The organism is Pseudomonas sp. TWI929 (assembly GCF_039673335.1).
Classification (GTDB): Bacteria; Pseudomonadota; Gammaproteobacteria; order Pseudomonadales; family Pseudomonadaceae; genus Aquipseudomonas.
This window is the reverse complement of sequence record NZ_JBDJLK010000004.1, coordinates 79,518-97,845: the sequence shown is the minus strand read 5'-3', so window position 1 is coordinate 97,845 and position 18,328 is coordinate 79,518. Positions and strand designations below refer to the sequence as shown.

Genomic DNA, 18,328 nt, shown 5'->3' with positions numbered 1-18,328 from the left:
ATGACTACCGATATGCTTGCCAAAACCCGTAAGAGTTATCTGCTGTCGCTCAAGGATCCCCAAGCCAGTACGGCTCTGCTCAATGACCTGCTTGATAATGCCGAGAAACAGTCTGCAGCGCTGCTGGTCGCCTTCGAGCCAGGCACTGGCAAGAATGCGCTTGATCCAGACAAGCTGAGTTGGAGTGCAGATTACTTCAGCCGCCACATCTTGCTTGCCCAAGAAAACTTCGCTCGAGAGCGAATCGAGCATCTACTCGCTGTTCGAGAGCACCTGCGCAATTCAGGTGTGAAAGGTTTCGCGCCTACTGAAAGTTCTTCAACTTCCCAACACCAGAGTGCCGCCCACGTGACGTCGAACTATGAGCCATCCGCCAGCCTCAAGAAATTCGTGGATGAAGGCGAACTGCTCACTATCCGGACCGCGTTGCGAGTGGAACTGGATGACAACCGTCTGACCGCAGCAGAACTTCGTGCTGCTCTGGCCTGGGCGTCCAACCACGTGCCTGGGCTTCTGGAAGCCTATTCTGAAAAATCTTTCGCCCGCGAAATGGAAGCTGACCAGAAGCTCTGGACGAGCGAGTACTATGAACTCCAGGTCGTCTACCTCAAGACCAACTACGCCAAAGAGCGCTTCCTGCACCTCATCGAAGTCCGTGAGCTATTGCGCCAGCAAGGCGTAGAAGGTTTCGCCCCCGTACAACCCAAACCACGAGCCAGTGCCAACGCCAGCGAAGCCGCGTCAGCCGCGTACCGTGCCCAACCGCAGAACTCCCGGTCACAACAGTCACAACAGTCACAGCGCGCGCACCAGCCACACCAATCGCAAACCCGTGCTTCGGACAACGGCCGCAACCCGGTCTTCAAAGCCGCCCTGCTCATCGGCGGTGCGTTGGCTGCCCTGGTGGTGTTCCTGACAGCGTTAGTGAAGTAACCCCATGGCCGCCACGACCCTGACCCCTCTGGCAATCCGCGAAATCCACGAAAACGCCACCCTCACCCTGGCAGCCGGCCGGGCGCTGATCAACCGCAGCTACCTGAGCGAACTGGAGCAGTACCCAGTCATCACTTCGCAGCAGCGCATCAGCCTCAACCGTGCCAGCGACATGCGGGTATTCCGTGTCGAGCGCATTGTCCAGAACAACAAGCAGTCGGTGCTGGAGAGCACCACTGCTGCCTACACGGCCCTGGGCGCCGCTGGCTACACGGTGTTCCTGTTCCTGCGTTCCAATGGCATCGAGACCGAGCTGTTCATTGGCACCCGCGGCGAACCCGGCAAGATGCTTGGCCAGAACTCCGGCGAACTGCTGCGTGAAACCTTCAAAGGCCACTTCCCTGGTAGCGCACTGCAACCGCTGAGTGTGCAGGACGCCAATGCGCTGCTCGACAAGCTGGACAGCGAAAAGGAAAACCCCTCGGCCAGCATCACTGCGGTGACCGGCGTACCTGCGCTGTCGACCGAAAACCGCGACCACTTCATGCAGGGCCTGGAGCGTTTCATCGATGCTGCAGAGCGCCGCGAGTACCAGGCACTGATCCTGGCCGAGCCGGTGTCTTCGCAGAAGCTGGACATGATCCGCATCGGTTACGAACAGGTTGCAACCCAGCTTTCGCCCCTGGCAAAGCAGCAACTCTCCTATGGCGAGCAAGAAAGTGACAGTATTGGCCTGAGCATCAGCCAGGGCCTGAGCACGTCGCTTGGCCACAGCCTGGGCCTGACCGAGACACGCGGCACCAGCCACACGACCGGCACGTCCACCAGCGAAACCAACGGCACCTCTGAAAGCTTCAGCTCGCAAACGGGTGCGTCGAAAGCGGCCGCAATTGCAGGCAGTGCCATCGGCGCGCTTACGGGGTCTTTCCTGAGCCCGCTTGGCGCCATGGTAGGTGCACAGGTGGGCTCCGCGATCGCTTCCGCGTTCAATGAAACACGCAGCACCGGCAGCAGCCACTCGATAACCCAAGGCACCAGCGAAAGCCATGGCACGTCGCGGAGCAGCTCCAGCGCCCGCACACAATCGACTACTCACACCACAAGCACCACCGATAGCCAGTCGGTCAACCGTACCAGCGGCAACAACTGCCAGTTGTCCATCGAATCCGTGGACAAAACCATCGAGCAACTGCTGGGCAGAATCGACCACCACCTGCAACGCATCGACGAGGCCAAGACCTACGGCGGCTGGAACTCTGCCGCCTACTTCATCGGTGACAGCAGCGCTTCGTCCGAATCGCTGGCAAGCATCTTCCTGGGCCTGGTACGCGGCAGCAAATCCAGCCACGAAGACTTTGCCCTCACCACCTGGAAATCCCGCAGCAAGTCTGCAGTGCTGGACTGGCTCACCCGCCTCAGCCACCCCGAACTCAAGCCGGCGTTCGCTGGCCGCTTGCCGGTCCCGTTCGTGACCCCGGCGACCTTGATTTCCGGCAAGGAGATGGCAATTCAACTGAGCCTGCCACGTCGCTCCACCTCGACAGTGTCGGTGGTCGAAACCCAGGCGTTCGGCCGCAAGGTGCAGCGCCTGGACGGCCTGCCCCCCAAGCGTACTGGCGCCAGGCACCTCGCCCTGGGCAACATCCGCCATCTTTGGGAGAACTTGCCGCAGACCATCGAACTGGACATGGACCAGTTGGCCAGCCATGTATTCATCAGCGGATCCACCGGTGCGGGCAAGAGCAACACGCTCTACGAGATGCTCGACCAGGTCAGTGCCGCCGGCGTGCCGTTCCTTGTGATCGAGCCAGCCAAAGGCGAGTACAAGCATGTGTTCGGTCAACGCACCGACGTGACCGTACTCGGTACCCACCCGGCCCACAGCGCCCTGCTGCGCATCAACCCGTTCCGCTTCCCGGCAGCGATCCATGTGCTCGAGCATGTCGACCGCCTGGTGGAGATTTTCAACGTCTGCTGGCCCATGTACGCCGCAATGCCCGCAGTGCTCAAGGACGCTATCCTGCAAGCCTACCAGCGCTGTGGCTGGGACCTGGAAAGTTCGAGCAACCGCTACAACGAAGACATCTTCCCCACCTTCGTCGACTTGCTGGAGACGCTGCTGGAAGTGATCGAGGCGTCGGCCTATTCCCAGGAGCTCAAAGGCAACTACATTGGCTCGCTGTCGACCCGGATCCGATCACTGACCAATGGCCTCAACGGTCAACTGTTCGTGGCGGACGAAATCGACAACACCGTGCTGTTCGACAGCAATGTGATCGTCGACCTCAGCCGCATCGGCTCTTCGGAGACCAAGGCGCTGATCATGGGTATCCTGGTGATGCGCCTGAGCGAGCACCGCATGGCCCACGGCGGCATGAACCAGCCCCTGCGCCACGTCACTGTGCTCGAAGAAGCCCACAACATCCTCAAGCGCAGCCCGGAAGGCGGCGCCGAAGGGGCGGGCCTGGTGGCCAAGTCGGTAGAGATGCTGACCAACGCCATTGCAGAGATGCGCACCTATGGCGAAGGTTTCATCATCGCCGACCAGTCGCCCCATGCAGTCGACATCGCCGCGATCCGCAATACCAATACCAAGATCATCATGCGCCTGCCCGATGAAACCGATCGCCGCCTGATCGGTAAATCCGTGGCGCTGAATGACGAGAAACTGGATGAGATTGCACGCCTGCCCAAGGGTGTAGCCATCGTCTACCAGAACGACTGGCTTGAGCCCGTGATGTGCCAGGTTCGCAAATTCAAGGGTGAAGAAACGCCATACCAGTACCAGCCACAAGCCACTGCAGGTGTAGCCCGCAGCGACTTCAACGGCCAACTGCTGAAACTGCTACTCAGCCAGCGCATTGCCACGCCAGTGCAGGTTGACTGCGACCTGCTGCAGCGCGGCCTGTGTGCACTACCATTACCTGCTCGCACTCGCATCAGCCTGTTGCAAGTTGTTAAGCAATACCGCGACCAGCAGGTACCTGCCATCTGGCGCGCGGAAGCCTTCGAGCGCCTGGCACGGTTGGTGGTGGATGCGCTGAGTTGCCGCCGGCAGGTCAACCAGATCATCCAGGAGGCCAATGACTATGCGCACCTTGACCAACTGCTTGATGGTTTACTTGAACAGTCTGCCAGCGGGCTTTCGGCCGAACTGGCGCTCGCTACTCAACAATGCCTGATGAAAGACTACAGCCAGCAGCACGAAAGCCACCTCGAGATCTACGCGATGTGGCATGCACACCATGAAAAAGGAAGCGTCCGGTGAACTTCGAGAACTTTGCCATCGATAAGGCCGACAGCCCTTCTCGCCTCGCGCTGCTCGCCAGGGAAACGCCCGACAAATGCCTGATCATCGCCGAGCTGGACCGTCCGATCGTGCTGACCCAGGAAAACCGCCTGGAGTTGCCTGTAATGAGCCAAGAGACCCGCGAGCGTCTTGAGAAGCTTGGCTTGCCCAAGGAAGTGCTGGACGTCATCAACAGCGAAGCCGAAGCGCGCATCTACGAAGAAGCCAACCTTGAGCCCGCCCAGGTCAACGGCAAGGATGCACTGATCCGCACCGACATCGATTACGATCAGGAAGATGCATTCGGCCGCACCAACCTGGAACGCATGAAGCTCGGCCTCGCCCCCCTCGATGCCGACGGCAGGCCGATCGAACTGCATCACATTGGCCAGAAGCAGGACTCCCCCCTGGCCGAACTCACGCGTGATGAGCACAGGGGTAATGGCAATGACAACGTATTGCACAACAAACTGAAAGAATCAGAAATCGCACGCGACGATTTCGACAAGGAACGCAAGGAATACTGGAAGGCGCGAGCCGAACAGATCGAGAGCCAACGGTAAACGAGTGCCCACATGAATACACTGGAAAAACTGGTCGAAGAGCAACAGGCGGCTACCCGCCCTGCGACCCAGGCAAGCATCGATACCCTTGAGTCGAACCTGGGCTTTGCACTGGGCAACGAGTACCGAGAGTACCTGCAGCGCTTCGGCGTGATTGCCCATGATGCCTATGAAACTTACGGCCTCGGGGTACCGGACGATTACTACCTGCACGTGCTCAATGCCTACAAGGACCTGGCCTCCGACGCCAGCTACCCGGCAGCTGCAGTGCCATTGCTGGAGCTGGGCGACGGGCAATACTACCTGTACGACACCCAGCACCAGCGAGTCGTGCTGTGGGCCACCCCCAACGGTGGTGTGGTTCGCACCCTGGACGGCAACCTGGAAGCATTCCTGGTCAAGCACGTTTTCCAAGGCTGATGCCCGTCAAGAGCCCCGCCAGTTGGCGGGGCATCTTGTAGCTGCCTCGCCCACCGCACTGCCCATCCCTCACATGCCCACGTACCCAACGACGGTCTTGAGCCATCACCCCGGTCCGCTTGCCGCCCATGCCTCGCCAAGGAAGCCCCAATTGCCCCAGATCAGCTCCCGCGACACCATCAGCCGCCAATGGGAACTGCTGCACAAGCTGCCCACCCGAGGCCCCGGAATCACCAGCAATGAACTGCTGGAAAAAATGCTGGATACGGGCTACCGCATCACCAAACGCACGGTCGAACGCGACCTGGTCGAGCTCTCGCGGGTGTTCCCGTTGACTTGCAACGACCGTGGCAAACCCTTCGGTTGGCACTGGGCTCCGGGGGCAAGCATCGACCTGCCAGGCATGAACATCAGCGAAGCGCTGAGCCTGACGCTTATCGAAGACACCATTCGCCCGCTGCTGCCCAACGGAATGCTCCAGGCATTGCAGGGCCGCTTCCAGCATGCGCGCAAGAAGCTTGCAAACATGGCCGATGAAAACCTGGCGGCCCGCTGGATGAGCAAGGTTGCCAGCGTGCGCCCAGAGCTCAACCTGCAGGCACCAAGCGTTTGCGCCGAAACCCTGGAGACGATTCAACTGGCACTGCTGGAGGAGCGACAGCTCGCCTGCCGTTACTACTCGGCGCATGGCAACAAGACCAGTGAACTGACCCTCAACCCCCTGGCCCTGGTGCAACGTGGCGTTGCCACTTACCTGATAGCAACCGCCGGCCATTACGCAGACCTGCGCCAATATGCCGTACATCGTTTCCTGAGCGTCGAGATACTGGCGAGCACATGTGAAGGTGCTTCTCAGTTCGACCTTGCCCAGTACCTGGCCAGCGATGCCTTGCAATTTGGTGGCCCGCAAAAGATCAAGTTGCAAGCGTGGGTCAGCGAAAACCTGGCCCGCCTGCTGCGGGAAACGCCACTGGCAGATGACATGCTGCTGGAGGCCGCGGACGGTGGATACCGCCTGACCGCGACTGTCAGCGACAGCTGGCAACTGAACTGGTGGCTTCTATCGCAAGGCGACGGCGTGGTGGTCGAACAGCCTGTGGAGTTGCGCCAGAAGCTGCTCGAAACACTGCGTGGGGCATTGCAGCGCTATGAAGGGGAGCCAGTGCGGGCGGATGGCTCTGCGGAAATACCTGCCAACGCAGGCTCGATGAACTGAGAGGGCTGCTCAACTTGCCCATGAAGCGACTGACGGAGGCGAGCTTCCCTGACTATTCCGGGGTTGTATTCAGCGCGTACATTCCAGCGCAGAACATGTCGCCGGCGCAGAAGGAGGCGCTTTATCGTCAGTATGTCGACATACTGGCTCGGTGAGCATGGGCTCCACCGGCAAGATCACCTGGTCTGCCCGTTGGGACAAGCTCCTCTTAGCGCCTGATTGAGCCGCACCCGAAGCCGAAGTGTTTCGCGACCACAGTTATCGACATGGCACCGAAGTAGCCCACCTCAAATTTGCGTCGCAGCCACGATCAAGGATCCAATACACCATGAGCACTCTATTCAAAGGTCCGCTCTTCGACTACGTTCTGGCCAATGAGCCGTTGAAGTCAGCCAGTTACTTCACGCACGGATCAAGTACTATGCTTTATCAGGCTGAGAACCGGCTGTATCGTTTGACCCGCGAAGGATGCGGGCACAATTTCATAGCCGAGCAGTCAGCAAAACTTAACCCACACGTTACGAACATTCTGCATGACTACGGCCCAGTCGCGCCATCGGACGAAGACGACGATTGCTTCTATTGGCTGGCTGAGGTTGAGGTCCTGCATCCTATCCCTCTTGGCAGCAAGCTCGCCGCAGACATCAGCTTGATCCTGGCGCAACTGATTGAAGACGATGAGAGCCAACTGCATGGCGAGGCTTTGGTTGAGTTTGGAGAACGCTGTTCCCAGCTCGCTGATCACCATGACGAGTACTCAGGCATGTTAAAAGCCTGGGAAACGGCCGCACGTTTTGCTGATCAACACGAAGCAGCAGTTGACGTAAGACTCGACAACATGATGGTCAGGCCATCAACGGGGGAGTTGGTATTGACTGATCCAATGTGCGATACCTATTTCCCCATCACGGAAGTCCAAAAACAGAAAATGGCCCATATTTACAGCAGGACTTCCCAGCAATAGCGGCCAGCAACGAGGCATGCGCAACTCAAAGCTGTTGCTGGGCTAGCCTGAGCTTTTCGGTAATATCTATCGCCTGCGGATGAGCCAGCCCGGTCGCAAATGGAATACGTTTGAATTGCTGCAGCCGAGATAGACTGATGGCAGCATGATGAGGAAGCAGGAAGCCGCCAACAACCTCAATATCCGGGTCGAAAAGGATTCCCAGCAGGTAGTCGAAGCCACCCTCCTTCTTGTCAGAGAGCTCAATGCGAGTTTCATGTCTACCGCTCCGCGGCAAGCATCTGGATCTCACTTCAATTCTGCCCAGTTGCGGACACAGGATGTCAAAACCCTTCTCAACACTACTTTTGTTGCGACTTGCACAAAGCGCCCTGGCCGCAAGCAATTCAGCGTAACCGCCAGTATCTCGGATGCCATGGGCCTCGAGCGCTTCCCTGTAGCGCAGCATAGTTTTGAGCAACTGAGTGATTTCCATGAATTGCAGTACCCGTCCCGTCTTCTCAAATGGCATTCAACGTTGATGCTGATGCGGTTGCCTAACTTCGGTCTTTTTACCCTCTCCTCTCCTCATTGGGCCAGCGATTTCGAGTGCCCAATCGGTTTCAACCAGCCGGTGTGCGACACCGCTCAAAGGCACACCACCATGACATCCTTGACCCACGCTCTCCCCCCGCAGCATGCTTGAACGCTTCCACCCACGCTCAAGGAACGACTGCATGAAGCTGGAAACTCTCGCCATCCACGCGGGCTTCAGCCCCGACCCGACCACCAGGGCGGTGGCCGTACCCATCTACCAGACCACCTCCTTCGCCTTCGACGACACCCAGCACGGCGCCGACCTGTTCGACCTGAAGGTGGCGGGCAATATCTACTCGCGCATCATGAACCCCACCAACGACGTGCTCGAGCAGCGCATGGCCGCCCTCGAGGGCGGGGTCGGCGCGCTGGCGGTGGCTTCGGGCATGGCGGCCATCACCTACGCCATCCAGACCGTCGCCGAGGCCGGCGACAACATCGTCTCGGTGGCCAAGCTGTACGGCGGCACCTACAACCTGCTGGCCCACACCCTGCCGCGCATGGGTATCCACACCCGTTTCGCCGCCCATGATGACATTGCTGCTCTCGAAGCGCTGATCGATGAACGCACCAAAGCGGTGTTCTGCGAGTCCATTGGCAACCCCGCCGGCAACATCGTCGATATCGCCGCACTGGCCGAGGCCGCCCACCGCCACGGTGTGCCGCTGATCGTCGACAACACCGTGGCCACCCCGGTACTGTGCCGGCCGTTCGAGCACGGCGCCGATATCGTCGTGCACTCGCTGACCAAGTACATCGGCGGCCACGGCACCAGTATCGGCGGCATCGTCATCGACTCCGGCAAGTTCCCTTGGGCCGACAACAAAGACCGCTTCGCCCTGCTCAACACCCCCGACCCGTCCTACCACGGCGTCACCTATACCGAAGCCTTCGGGCCCGCCGCCTTCATCGGCCGCTGCCGCGTGGTGCCATTGCGCAACACTGGCGCCGCGCTGTCGCCGTTCAATGCCTTCCTGATCCTGCAAGGCCTGGAAACCCTGGCCCTACGCATGGAGCGCCACACCGAGAACGCGCAGAAGGTCGCCCGCTACCTGCAAGCCCACGAGCAGGTGGCCTGGGTGAAATACGCTGGGTTGCCCGACCACCCCGAGCATGAACTGGCCCAGCGCTACACCGGCGGCAAGCCGGCGTCGATCCTGTCGTTCGGCATCAAGGGCGGCCAGGCGGCCGGCGCACGCTTCATCGATGCGTTGCAGCTGGTGGTGCGCCTGGTGAACATTGGCGACGCCAAGTCGCTGGCCTGCCACCCCGCCTCCACCACCCACCGCCAGCTCAACGACGAGGAACTGGAGAAGGCCGGCGTGCCACGGGACATGGTGCGCCTGTCTATCGGCATCGAGCACAGCGACGACATCATCGCCGACCTGGCCCAGGCCCTGGAGGCCAGCCGCGGTTGATACACCCGCGCCCCACCCAATGCCGACGGCGGGCGCACCTTCTGCAAACCTGGATAGCCCCGCAATGACCCTGCTCTACCTGAAACTCATCGTCACCCCCCTGCTGATGTGGGCCATCTCCCTTGCCTCGCGGCGCTGGGGCGGCCTGCTGGGTGGGCTGCTGTCCGGCCTGCCGATTACCTCGGCGCTGGTGATGTCTTTCCTGTGCCTGGAACAGGGCACGGCCTTTGCGCTAGGCGCGGTGCCCGGCGCGCTGGGCGGCCTGGCGGCGGTGCAGGCCACCTACACCTTCTACCTGTTCGCCACGCGCAGGCTGGGCATCGGCCCGGCCGTGCTGCTGGCGATATTGTTCTATGGCCTGGCCGCCTACGCCTTTACCCACTGGGGCAGCCTGTACCTATCGATTGCCGTGGCGCTGGTTTTGATCGGCGTGCTGATACGCGCCAGCGGCCGTGAGCCCAGGCCCGACACCCTGGCCCGGCCCCGGCACCGGTACTGGGAGATCCCCCTGCGCATGGTGTCTGCCACTTCCCTGTTGATGATCACCACCAGCCTGGCCAGCTGGCTGGGCCCGGCAACCAGCGGGATGCTGGCGCCGATTCCAGTGATTGCCTGGCCGCTGGTGGTGTTCGCCCATGTGCAAGGCGGGCGGGCCGGGATGGCGGCGATGGTGCGGGGCAATGCGATTGGCGCGGTGGGGGTGATTGCGTTTTACCTGGTGTTGGCGGGGTTGCTCGAAACCTGGGGCGTTGGCGTTACCATCGGGCTGGCCATGCTCAGCGCTGTGGTGCTGACCGTTGGGCTGGCCACTGTGTTGCGGCGGCGTTGATACGCCAGCGCGCCTGTTTGAGCTGCGCAACTTCACTGGGGCTGCTGCGCAGCTCATCGCTGGCAAGCCACCCACCTCGACCGCATCAGCCTCAAGCCATGTGCAGTACCTGTGGGAGCAACGGTCTTGCTCAAAATCCAAAATCTTGCGCGGTCCCTGTGGGAGCGGCCTTGTGTCGCGAAAGGGCTGCAAAGCAGCCCCAGGGTTTCAGCACAGATGCACAAATTGCCGGGGCTGCTTTGCAGCCCTTTCGCGACACAAGGCCGCTCCCACAAGGGCCAGCGCAAGGCCACTAGATTAATGCAAGACCATTGCTCCCACCTCGAGCGCATTGGCATCGAACCATGTGCGATCCCTGTGAGGCTTTAGGCTGCCCCGACACTTTCAAACCTTCGATGCTATCGGACCACCTGGTAGAAGCCCGCCATGCCATCTTTCACCGACCAACTTACGGCGTTTGGCACATCGTCGAGTGCAGCTTCGCCATCATCCACGTTGGCCAGCAACATTCTGACCGGTGCACAGACCTGGCTGCGGATGTCGTCCAGATTATTTAAGGCAGCCAGCGGCAAACTGTATGTCCATTGCTCCACTGCCCCCTCTTCCGCTTCCCAGCGAAAAAGCCGCGCGCTAGCGTCCTGCAAGCGGGCCATGGACTTTGCAGAGATGCCGGACATCTCGAAGCCCATGTAACATTCAGACCGGACATTCGTCGGCGCATCCCACAGGTTGATATGAAGCAGAGGCTCCGGGCTGAACCCACCCTCGGCGTCATCACACAGGAAGCTCATCTGGAATGCCAGATGCACTGTGGCCTCAGGCTTGCCCTTCGCTGCAAGCGGCACTGTCCAGGCGGCGGCACTGAAAACCCAGCCAGTTGCGTCAGTCCTGTAGCTGCTCGACCACTCACCTGGTTCATAGCTTGAATGCACCGCCCCCTGGCGGAACAGTTCACCGAGCTCCTGCTTGATCAGCTTAGCCAGCGCTTCGCACTCCACACCAACTTTGGACACGTAGGCGACAGCGGCGGAAATGGCTTTACCGGTTTCACTCATTTGCAATGCACTCTCAAGACTTGGCAGGCGCAGGCTGCGCAAAAAAAACATGATCAGACGCGGCTGGGAGTTGCGGCTTTGCGATGTGTTCGAAGCCGCTGAAGGGTTCAACGGCCAGCAGTTGCAAACACAAACGTACCTGCTCGCTCCAACGCCGTAACTCAAGCCCTGGCCCGGTACGGATCGCGGACACGGCAGTGAGAACGTCAAACCACGAGCGCATGATCAACTTGCCGTTCCACACGTCCCGACGGTTCAAGGCGTTACTGGCTTCACTGGTTTCCAGGCCGATGAACAGGTGTAGCGCACGGCTTTGCTCATCAGTGTCGAGGTAGTGCTGCCACTGGTCGTGCAGCTGTTCCTTGCCGCTCAAGGGCGCACGCCATTTGAATTCCACCAGCAAGATACGGGTATGAGCGCCCCAACTCAGCTCTACTCGAAGGTCTGGCTCGATTCGCCCGTTGCGCGGCCAGAAGTGCATCTCTGCGCGGGTAGGCGCCTCAGTGGGCAGTGCGTGCTCCGGATTGCGCAGTTGCACCAACGCACACCAGAACGCGGCGATAGCCGCGGGGGATAGAAATGCCAGCGGGCCCATCAGGGTGGAGGTCATCTCGTCCTCTTCGGCCACCCTGAGCTCGGTGGTTTCATCCCTATGGCCAAGATAGCGCCGATAGAGCCTGGATTTGTTGTGGCTGAACGCATGCAGCATGAAGCCTCCTTACGTCTTGCTGTTTTGCTCTGTATTCCGGTCAGGTTCAAAGGTCGGCGCTGGCACCAAAAGCCGCGCGAAGTAACCTGGGCAGCCATTCACCTGCTCGACCGGTCAAGCTCGTGGCAACCGCTGTATCGACCGGCTCAGTGTTTACGTGAACAACATGAGCGCCGTGTTCACAAGCGATCTCGGGGATACGTGCGGCCGGGTACACCACACCGGATGTTCCAATCGACAGCAACAAGTCTGCGTTTCTGGCAGCTTTGAATGCAGACCGTAATTCGGCCTCGGGTAACTCTTCGCCGAACCAGACCACGCCAGGGCGAACCCTCCCGTTGCAATGACAGCAACGAGGCGGCTCAAGGCGACTTGCACTGGTTTCTGGCGAGGGGCACTTCGGCAACGCGTGCGGGCGCGCACAAGCGAAGCAGCGTGCCATGTGCAGGCTTCCATGCAGGTGGATCACCTCTTTACTGCCTGCGCGCTCATGCAGGTCATCAACATTCTGAGTTACCAGCACCAGCTCCGGCACATGCCGTACCAAGGCGGCAATAGCGACATGCGCCGCATTAGGGTGGGCTTGGGCGAGCAGGGCCCTGCGCCATTCGTACCAACCCCAGACCAAGGCCGGATCGTTACGAAAAGCGGTTGGGGTCGCGAGCTGGGCGGGGTCGAACTGCGCCCAGAAACCGCTCAGCTGGTCGCGAAACGTCGGGATGCCGCTTTCTGCCGAAACCCCTGCGCCGGTGAACACCACTACCCTGCGTGCATTGGCCAGCCACTCCACGGCGTTGGCAAATGCAGTTTCATTCGTCTTCATAAAGCTCGACTCCTCTGCGCAAACGCTGTAGCAAGCGTTTCTTCAACGCCTCCGGTGCGGTGACGGCAATAGAGCCGGTGTGAGAAAGCAGCCACCACTCCAGTTCCCAACTATCGGCCACGGTTGCGCGGATCCAGCCACCTTGCTCACTGGACATGGTCTCCATGGTTTCGCTCAGGGGCGTCTCGCGCAACAAGCGCAAAAGCCCATCGTTCACCCAGGCTTCAAGGGTGATCATCGTCGCGGCGTTATCGCCAAACTGCATGGCCCCTGAAGTGGCGTAAGCCTTAAGGTCGAAGTCGCATGGCGCCTTGGCGGAGGTAGGCGTGAGCGCCGCGTCGCTGATGCGATGAAGCGCGAATTGGCGTACGTCCTCATAGGGTTCTGCCAGCGCGATCAGGTAGGTGACTTCGCCACGTTGCACCAGGCCTAACGGGTTGAGGATGAGTTGACTCTGCTGGTTGCGGTGCGCCGAGTAATAGCTACAGGTCAACTGCCGGTTCTCGATCAACGCTTGTTGCACCGTTGCCAGGCAGCCAGCGTCAATGTGCGGTTTCAGCAACGGCAGGTTAGCTGGCACGCTGGCCACTTTCTGCGGCCACTGGCTGGCTGGCGACTGCCGGGCCAGCGCGTTCAGCTTGCTGCTTGCCTGCTCGAAGCGAGGCTGTAGTGCGCCCAGCATGAAAGCCGGGATCAACGGCTTGAGCGTCTCCTGGGCCAGGGTAAGGGTCAGGGCGTCCAGCACACTCACCGCCGATGCCTGAAAGCTCGAGGGCGGTGCCCAACTGAAGCCGTAGGGCACGCTCTTGTCGTTCTTGCGAATGGCAAACACCGTGGCCAGGTCTTCCAGGTCCCGCTCGACTGTGCGCTTGGTCGTGGGGAAGCCCGCTGCTGCCAGGCGCTCCTGCAACGCCCTTGCCGTGATGCCACTACCGGACGTAGGCAGCAACTGCAACATCTCCCACTGACGGCTTAGGGTGTTTCTTCCTGAATTGGACGGCACGGCGATTCCTTGGCGAGTAGTGGCTGGCTATCGGCATTTTCCACGATATCGAGACCAAATGGGTCGCGTGCAATCGCGACCCATCAAGGCCTGGCGCCAGCCGAAGATGGTGCCCTCGCGCTGCGGAACCGATCAGGCGCTTTTGCTCAGCCAGCCGAGGTTGCGACCTGAAGGGTTCAGCGCGTGGCAAGCCAACCAACGCATCTTACGCCCCAGAGAGAGAACGGCACCTATGTTTGAACTGACCGACAGCGCCCTTGTTCATGGCTATATCAATATCCTGATTACGGATTTTGTCACCGGGTACAAAGCGCTTTGTGTTTCAGAGGATGCTCCCATCGAGCGCTTTGCCTATCCGCGTATCGATATCCACATTCTCGTTGATGCACCGAGGAAATTCTGTGTCGCAAATGATGCTGACACCAGTGTCTTTTTCATTGATGCCAAAGCCAAAGACCGGCCCTTGGGCGAAAACCAATTCCAGGTGATCTTCGATGGTGCCGCAGACGACCAGGCCGGGTTCTATCAATGGGCCTGTGAGTGCATCGATTTCTTTAAAGTCATGCAATTCAATCAGGGCATGGTGTGTGTCGATTATGCCGATTTCCTTACCGCGCTGGCTTGTTGCAAAGGCAACACCTTGCGCTTTGAAAAGCTGACCTACGATCACCATGCGACACCACCCTATGACAAGCACCAGGGCCCGCCCTACAGGGTGATTTACGGATGCCTTGATGGTGGGCTTGATCTCTCACTCAGCCACTACACGCAGTTCTCAGCGGTTCTGGAAGCCAGCAATCCGCAGCTTGTGATGATGAAAACGGCAATGAAACTTACCAAGTCTTCGGTGTATTCCATGATGCTGCTGGGCGAGGCTGTTGACTGAACCTTGCGAAGGCCTTGAATGATGCATTTCCCGGTAGTCACCTGGAAAGCAATGCGCCACCGGGCGGGCTGTTCAGAGTACGGCTGCACCAGCATGGCCTTTTACAATGCAATTGTCCCCTACAGGGGACATCGCTCTGCGCTGCCTCAAGTACAGTCATTTGCACACCTGAATACCTACAAGAATAAGGATGTGCATAGCCATGCATCAGCCCTACAGCGAGCCGCGCCGCTCCCTCTACTTCAACTACCAGGTCTTCCCCGCCCACACCGCCAGCGTTGGCGCCGCCCAGCCTGAACGCAAGCCTGTCGTGGTGGTTGGTGCCGGCCCGATCGGCCTGACCACAGCCCTGGACCTCGCTCGCCAAGGCATAGCGTGTGTGCTGCTGGCGGCGGAGCGGCAGGTGAGCGAAGGCAGCCGGGCGATCGTATTCACCCGCCGCTCGATGGAAATCTTGCAGCAGGTGGGTGTCGCCGAGCGGGTCTGCGAGCTTGGCTTGCCGTGGAGCTGCGGCAACTCGTTCTACCGCAACCAGCGGGTGTTCCGTATGGAAAACCCGCACGACCCAGACGACCGCTACGCGCCCATGACCAACCTGCAACAGCCCTACCTGGAGCAGTTTCTGGCCGAGGCCGCCGAGGCCAACCCGTTGATCGAGCTGCGCTGGGGCAACCGCGTTACCGGTTTGGCGCAACATGACGACTTCGCCCGGTTGAGCATCGATACCCCTGCCGGTAGCTATGAGCTGGATGCTGACTGGGTGGTAGCGGCTGACGGCGCCCGCTCGACACTGCGCACGCTGCTGGACCTGAAGCTTGAGGGCACCGCCTACGAAGGCCGCTTCGTGATCGCCGACATCAAGATTGACCTGGGCCTGCCTACCGAGCGCCTTGCCTACTTCGACCCGGCCTGGAACCCGGGCAACACCGTGCTGATGCACCGCGAACCGGGTGATATCTGGCGCATTGACTACCAACTGCCACCAGACGAAACCCCGGAACAGGCGCTGCAGCCCGAGTCCTTGCGCGAGCGTATCAATGCCCAGTTGAAGATGCTCTGCGTAGAAGACCCGCAGTGGGAAATGGACTGGAGCTCGGTCTATTCGGCCCGCGCCCTGACCCTGCCGGACTACATTCACCAGCGCGTGATATTCGCCGGGGACGCCGCGCACCTGCTGCCGATTTTCGGCGTGCGTGGCGCCAACACCGGGTTCCAGGATTGCCATGGCCTGGTGTGGAAACTGGCCCTTACCCTCAAGGGCCTGGCCGGCCCCAAGCTGCTGCCGTCCTATTCCAGCGAGCGCGTGAGTGCCGCACGGGAAATCATCAGCGAGGCCGGCAAGAGTACCCGCTTCATGGCGCCACCCACCGCTGGTTACCGCTTGGTGCGCGATGCGGTGTTGTCGCTGTCGCTTACCCAGGCGTTCGTCCGCCCGCTGTACCACTGGCGCACCTCGCGGCCACACGACTACGCCGACTCGGTGCTCAACTGTGCAGCTGACGACAACCAGCGTTTTGCCGCTGGGCCGCGTAACGGCGCACCGCTGCTGAACATTCGGCTGGGCGCAGACGACTACCTGTTCGACCACCTGGGTGCCAGCTTCTACCTGCTCTACTTCACCGACAGTGACTGCATCCCAAGCGACGTGGTCGAGCAGGCGAATGCCATTCGCAGCAGCGGCGTGCCCTTGCAGATCATCGCGATTGCCCAAGGCGGCCAGGCCGCCATCAGCGGAGCAGACCAGCTGATTAACGACGCCAGCGGCCATATCGCCGCCAAGTATGGCATCAGCCGCAACGGCGCCTACCTGGTGCGCCCAGACCAGCACATCTGCGCCCGCTGGCTGCAGGTTTCTGCCGCACAACTGCACACCGCCGTCGACACCGCCCTGGGCAAGAACTGAGAGATACCGCCATGCACACCCTTACCGCAGCAGACCTGGAAGTGGTTTACGACCTATTGGCCGACGCTTTGGACCAGGCCACACCGGCCAAGGCCGAGCTGTTCCTGACCAAGCTGGCACTGCTCAGTGCCCAAGCACTTGGCGATGCCCAGGCCTTTACCGACCTGACCCAGGCGGCACTACAAGACCTGTAGTACCTGCAGTTGCCATAGCACCGGAGCCGGTGCCGCTGAAACCAATAATAATCAGGCGCCCACATGCATCAGAACACTGCCCCCATTACAACGATAAAAACCGCCAGCAGCCCCCAGCAAGCCGTGATGCGCAAAGTCTCCAGGCGCCTGCTGGGCTTTCTGTTCCTGTGCTTTGTGCTGTCGTTTCTCGACCGCATCAACATCGGCTTTGCCGGCCTGACCATGATGGGCGACCTGGGCCTGAGCAGCACCCAGTTCGGCATGGCCACCACGCTGTTCTACATCGCCTATATCGCCTGTGGTATCCCCAGCAACATAGCCTTGGCCAGGGTTGGTGCACGCAGATGGATTGGCAGCCTGATGATTGCCTGGGGCCTGGCCTCGACCGCAACCCTGTTCGCCACCGATGCCAGCAGCCTGTACCTGCTGCGGATTCTGGTCGGGATTACCGAAGCGGGTTTTCTGCCCGGTGTGCTGTTGTACCTGACGTTCTGGTTCCCTGCGGCGTACCGGGCACGCGCAAATGCCCTGTTCATGATCGCCATGCCGTTTACTGCGGGCTTCGGTTCGGCGCTCTCGGGGTTGATACTGAGCCTGGATGGGGTGTGGGGCTTGCACGGCTGGCAGTGGCTGTTCCTGCTTGAAGGCATGCCTTCGGTGGCCATGGGCTTTGTGGTTTTCGGCTACTTGAACGACACGCCGCGCCAGGCCCACTGGCTGAGCGCGGAAGACAAGCAACAGCTGCAGCAGGCCCTGGCTGCAGATAAACCGCTTGCAACCCGTACTGAAGAGGATGAACCCGGCAGCCTGTTGCGCGAAATGCTCTCGCCTACCGTGCTGCTGTTCAGCCTGGTGTACTTCTGCCTGGTGAACACATTGGCGATGATTGCCGTGTGGACGCCGTTAATCATCAAGAGCATCAGTGCTGCCGACAGCAGTAACAGCACCATCGGCTTTCTGGCGATGATTCCGCAGGTGTGCACCATCATCGGCATGGTGGTGTGGGGCCTGCATTCCGACCGTAGCCAGGAACGCAAATGGCACCTGGTGCTGCCCATGCTGGTGGCTGCTGCCGGCTGGCTGTTTGCTGCGTATGCCGGTAACCCGTTGGTGCAGCTGTGCGGTATCTGCATGGCTGCCACCGGGTCGTATACCGCCATGTCGATTTTCTGGACTACACCGGACCAGGCGCTGTCGTTCGCGGCGCGGGCGATTGGCATTGCGGTGATCAATGCGTTCGGCAATATCGGCTCGGCGTTGAACCCGCTGGTGGTTGGCTGGTTGAAGGACCTGACCATGAGTTTTACTGCCGGGATTGTCTATGCCACGGTGTTGCTGGTGGTGGGGGCGCTGTTGAGCTTTCTGTTGCCCCTGCCATCGCCCACCTCAAAGCAGGCAATACACCGGCCTTGAGTACTGTGATGATCCTGTGGGAGCGGGCGTGCCCGCGAACACCGGCGTAGCCGGTGCCATGCACCGCGTTGGCTTCTTCGCGGGCTTGCCCGCTCCCACAGGTACTGCATCTGCCTTGAAGGCAGTGGTGATCC

Annotated in this window: 17 protein-coding genes and 1 pseudogene; 13 read left to right on the top strand and 5 right to left on the bottom strand. The window is 60.3% G+C overall.

Translation table 11 applies throughout. The features are described 5' to 3' along the window. The 6 genes from ABE456_RS03570 to ABE456_RS03545 all read left to right on the top strand — a co-directional run bounded on the left by ABE456_RS03570 (position 1) and on the right by ABE456_RS03545 (position 7,385). Positions 1-933, top strand: coding sequence for a hypothetical protein (locus tag ABE456_RS03570; protein ID WP_346642730.1), 933 nt, complete (start codon positions 1-3; stop codon positions 931-933). Between the two features lie 4 nt (positions 934-937). Continuing rightward, the gene (locus ABE456_RS03565; protein WP_346642729.1) at positions 938-4,201 is read left to right on the top strand and encodes an ATP-binding protein; all 3,264 of its coding nucleotides are present in this window, start codon (positions 938-940) and stop codon (positions 4,199-4,201) included. Further along, positions 4,198-4,785: an HNH/ENDO VII family nuclease gene (locus ABE456_RS03560; RefSeq protein ID WP_346642728.1), complete on the top strand. Its 588-nt coding sequence runs from the start codon at positions 4,198-4,200 to the stop codon at positions 4,783-4,785. The genes ABE456_RS03565 and ABE456_RS03560 overlap by 4 nt, the downstream gene beginning before the upstream one ends. 12 nt (positions 4,786-4,797) lie before the next feature. Further along, the gene (locus tag ABE456_RS03555) at positions 4,798-5,205 is read left to right on the top strand and encodes an SMI1/KNR4 family protein (protein WP_346642727.1); all 408 of its coding nucleotides are present in this window, start codon (positions 4,798-4,800) and stop codon (positions 5,203-5,205) included. Between the two features lie 151 nt (positions 5,206-5,356). Then, positions 5,357-6,421 (top strand): WYL domain-containing protein, encoded by a 1,065-nt coding sequence (locus ABE456_RS03550; RefSeq protein ID WP_346642726.1) that lies wholly within the window; start codon positions 5,357-5,359, stop codon positions 6,419-6,421. Positions 6,422-6,749: 328 nt separating this feature from the next. Next, positions 6,750-7,385 (top strand): hypothetical protein, encoded by a 636-nt coding sequence (locus tag ABE456_RS03545; protein ID WP_346642725.1) that lies wholly within the window; start codon positions 6,750-6,752, stop codon positions 7,383-7,385. A gap of 25 nt (positions 7,386-7,410) precedes the next feature. On the opposite strand, the gene ABE456_RS03540 is transcribed toward ABE456_RS03545, so the two are convergent. Continuing rightward, complete coding sequence (locus ABE456_RS03540; RefSeq protein WP_346642724.1) at positions 7,411-7,860, bottom strand: hypothetical protein; 450 nt, start codon at positions 7,858-7,860, stop codon at positions 7,411-7,413. A 241-nt stretch (positions 7,861-8,101) separates the two neighbouring features. Between ABE456_RS03540 and ABE456_RS03535 the strand changes: the two genes are divergently transcribed. Together ABE456_RS03535 and ABE456_RS03530 are read left to right on the top strand one after the other, a co-directional pair. After that, complete coding sequence (locus tag ABE456_RS03535) at positions 8,102-9,379, top strand: bifunctional O-acetylhomoserine aminocarboxypropyltransferase/cysteine synthase (RefSeq protein ID WP_346642723.1); 1,278 nt, start codon at positions 8,102-8,104, stop codon at positions 9,377-9,379. Positions 9,380-9,443: 64 nt separating this feature from the next. Beyond that, positions 9,444-10,208 carry a hypothetical protein gene (locus ABE456_RS03530; RefSeq protein ID WP_346642722.1) on the top strand — a complete coding sequence of 255 codons (765 nt, stop codon included), beginning with the start codon at positions 9,444-9,446 and terminating at the stop codon, positions 10,206-10,208. 398 nt (positions 10,209-10,606) lie between these two features. On the opposite strand, the gene ABE456_RS03525 is transcribed toward ABE456_RS03530, so the two are convergent. The 4 genes from ABE456_RS03525 to ABE456_RS03510 are packed head-to-tail and all read right to left on the bottom strand — an operon-like array spanning position 10,607 to position 13,798. Continuing rightward, positions 10,607-11,263 (bottom strand): hypothetical protein, encoded by a 657-nt coding sequence (locus tag ABE456_RS03525; protein WP_346642721.1) that lies wholly within the window; start codon positions 11,261-11,263, stop codon positions 10,607-10,609. Between the two features lie 13 nt (positions 11,264-11,276). Continuing rightward, the gene (locus ABE456_RS03520) at positions 11,277-11,972 is read right to left on the bottom strand and encodes a hypothetical protein (RefSeq protein ID WP_346642720.1); all 696 of its coding nucleotides are present in this window, start codon (positions 11,970-11,972) and stop codon (positions 11,277-11,279) included. A gap of 46 nt (positions 11,973-12,018) precedes the next feature. Continuing rightward, entirely contained in the window at positions 12,019-12,795 is a 777-nt protein-coding gene (locus ABE456_RS03515) for an NAD-dependent deacylase (RefSeq protein WP_346642719.1), read from the bottom strand. Continuing rightward, positions 12,782-13,798: a WYL domain-containing protein gene (locus tag ABE456_RS03510; RefSeq protein WP_346642718.1), complete on the bottom strand. Its 1,017-nt coding sequence runs from the start codon at positions 13,796-13,798 to the stop codon at positions 12,782-12,784. The genes ABE456_RS03515 and ABE456_RS03510 overlap by 14 nt, the downstream gene beginning before the upstream one ends. 58 nt (positions 13,799-13,856) lie before the next feature. Between ABE456_RS03510 and ABE456_RS03505 the strand changes: the two genes are divergently transcribed. The 5 genes and pseudogenes from ABE456_RS03505 to ABE456_RS03485 all read left to right on the top strand — a co-directional run bounded on the left by ABE456_RS03505 (position 13,857) and on the right by ABE456_RS03485 (position 18,194). Further along, a complete protein-coding gene (locus ABE456_RS03505; protein ID WP_346642717.1) occupies positions 13,857-14,684 on the top strand; it encodes a hypothetical protein in 828 nt (275 codons plus the stop codon). Further along, positions 14,684-14,812, top strand: a pseudogene (locus tag ABE456_RS03500) (ATP-binding protein); the annotation flags it as partial. The gene ABE456_RS03505 and the pseudogene ABE456_RS03500, both read left to right, overlap by 1 nt. 74 nt (positions 14,813-14,886) lie before the next feature. Further along, a complete protein-coding gene (locus ABE456_RS03495; RefSeq protein WP_346642716.1) occupies positions 14,887-16,587 on the top strand; it encodes an FAD-dependent monooxygenase in 1,701 nt (566 codons plus the stop codon). 11 nt (positions 16,588-16,598) lie between these two features. Continuing rightward, positions 16,599-16,781 (top strand): DUF2783 domain-containing protein, encoded by a 183-nt coding sequence (locus ABE456_RS03490; RefSeq protein WP_346642715.1) that lies wholly within the window; start codon positions 16,599-16,601, stop codon positions 16,779-16,781. Positions 16,782-16,907: 126 nt separating this feature from the next. Next, entirely contained in the window at positions 16,908-18,194 is a 1,287-nt protein-coding gene (locus tag ABE456_RS03485; RefSeq protein WP_346642714.1) for an MFS transporter, read from the top strand. Positions 18,195-18,328: the final 134 nt, after the last annotated feature.

Coding starts and splice junctions, on each gene's coding strand:
- ABE456_RS03570 (WP_346642730.1), top strand. CDS start 1: ATGACTACCGATATGCTTGCCAAAACCCGTAAGAGTTATCTGCTGTCG.
- ABE456_RS03565 (WP_346642729.1), top strand. CDS start 938: ATGGCCGCCACGACCCTGACCCCTCTGGCAATCCGCGAAATCCACGAA.
- ABE456_RS03555 (WP_346642727.1), top strand. CDS start 4,798: ATGAATACACTGGAAAAACTGGTCGAAGAGCAACAGGCGGCTACCCGC.
- ABE456_RS03545 (WP_346642725.1), top strand. CDS start 6,750: ATGAGCACTCTATTCAAAGGTCCGCTCTTCGACTACGTTCTGGCCAAT.
- ABE456_RS03540 (WP_346642724.1), bottom strand. CDS start 7,860: ATGGAAATCACTCAGTTGCTCAAAACTATGCTGCGCTACAGGGAAGCG.
- ABE456_RS03535 (WP_346642723.1), top strand. CDS start 8,102: ATGAAGCTGGAAACTCTCGCCATCCACGCGGGCTTCAGCCCCGACCCG.
- ABE456_RS03530 (WP_346642722.1), top strand. CDS start 9,444: ATGACCCTGCTCTACCTGAAACTCATCGTCACCCCCCTGCTGATGTGG.
- ABE456_RS03525 (WP_346642721.1), bottom strand. CDS start 11,263: ATGAGTGAAACCGGTAAAGCCATTTCCGCCGCTGTCGCCTACGTGTCC.
- ABE456_RS03520 (WP_346642720.1), bottom strand. CDS start 11,972: ATGCTGCATGCGTTCAGCCACAACAAATCCAGGCTCTATCGGCGCTAT.
- ABE456_RS03515 (WP_346642719.1), bottom strand. CDS start 12,795: ATGAAGACGAATGAAACTGCATTTGCCAACGCCGTGGAGTGGCTGGCC.
- ABE456_RS03505 (WP_346642717.1), top strand. CDS start 13,857: ATGGGTCGCGTGCAATCGCGACCCATCAAGGCCTGGCGCCAGCCGAAG.
- ABE456_RS03495 (WP_346642716.1), top strand. CDS start 14,887: ATGCATCAGCCCTACAGCGAGCCGCGCCGCTCCCTCTACTTCAACTAC.
- ABE456_RS03490 (WP_346642715.1), top strand. CDS start 16,599: ATGCACACCCTTACCGCAGCAGACCTGGAAGTGGTTTACGACCTATTG.
- ABE456_RS03485 (WP_346642714.1), top strand. CDS start 16,908: ATGCGCAAAGTCTCCAGGCGCCTGCTGGGCTTTCTGTTCCTGTGCTTT.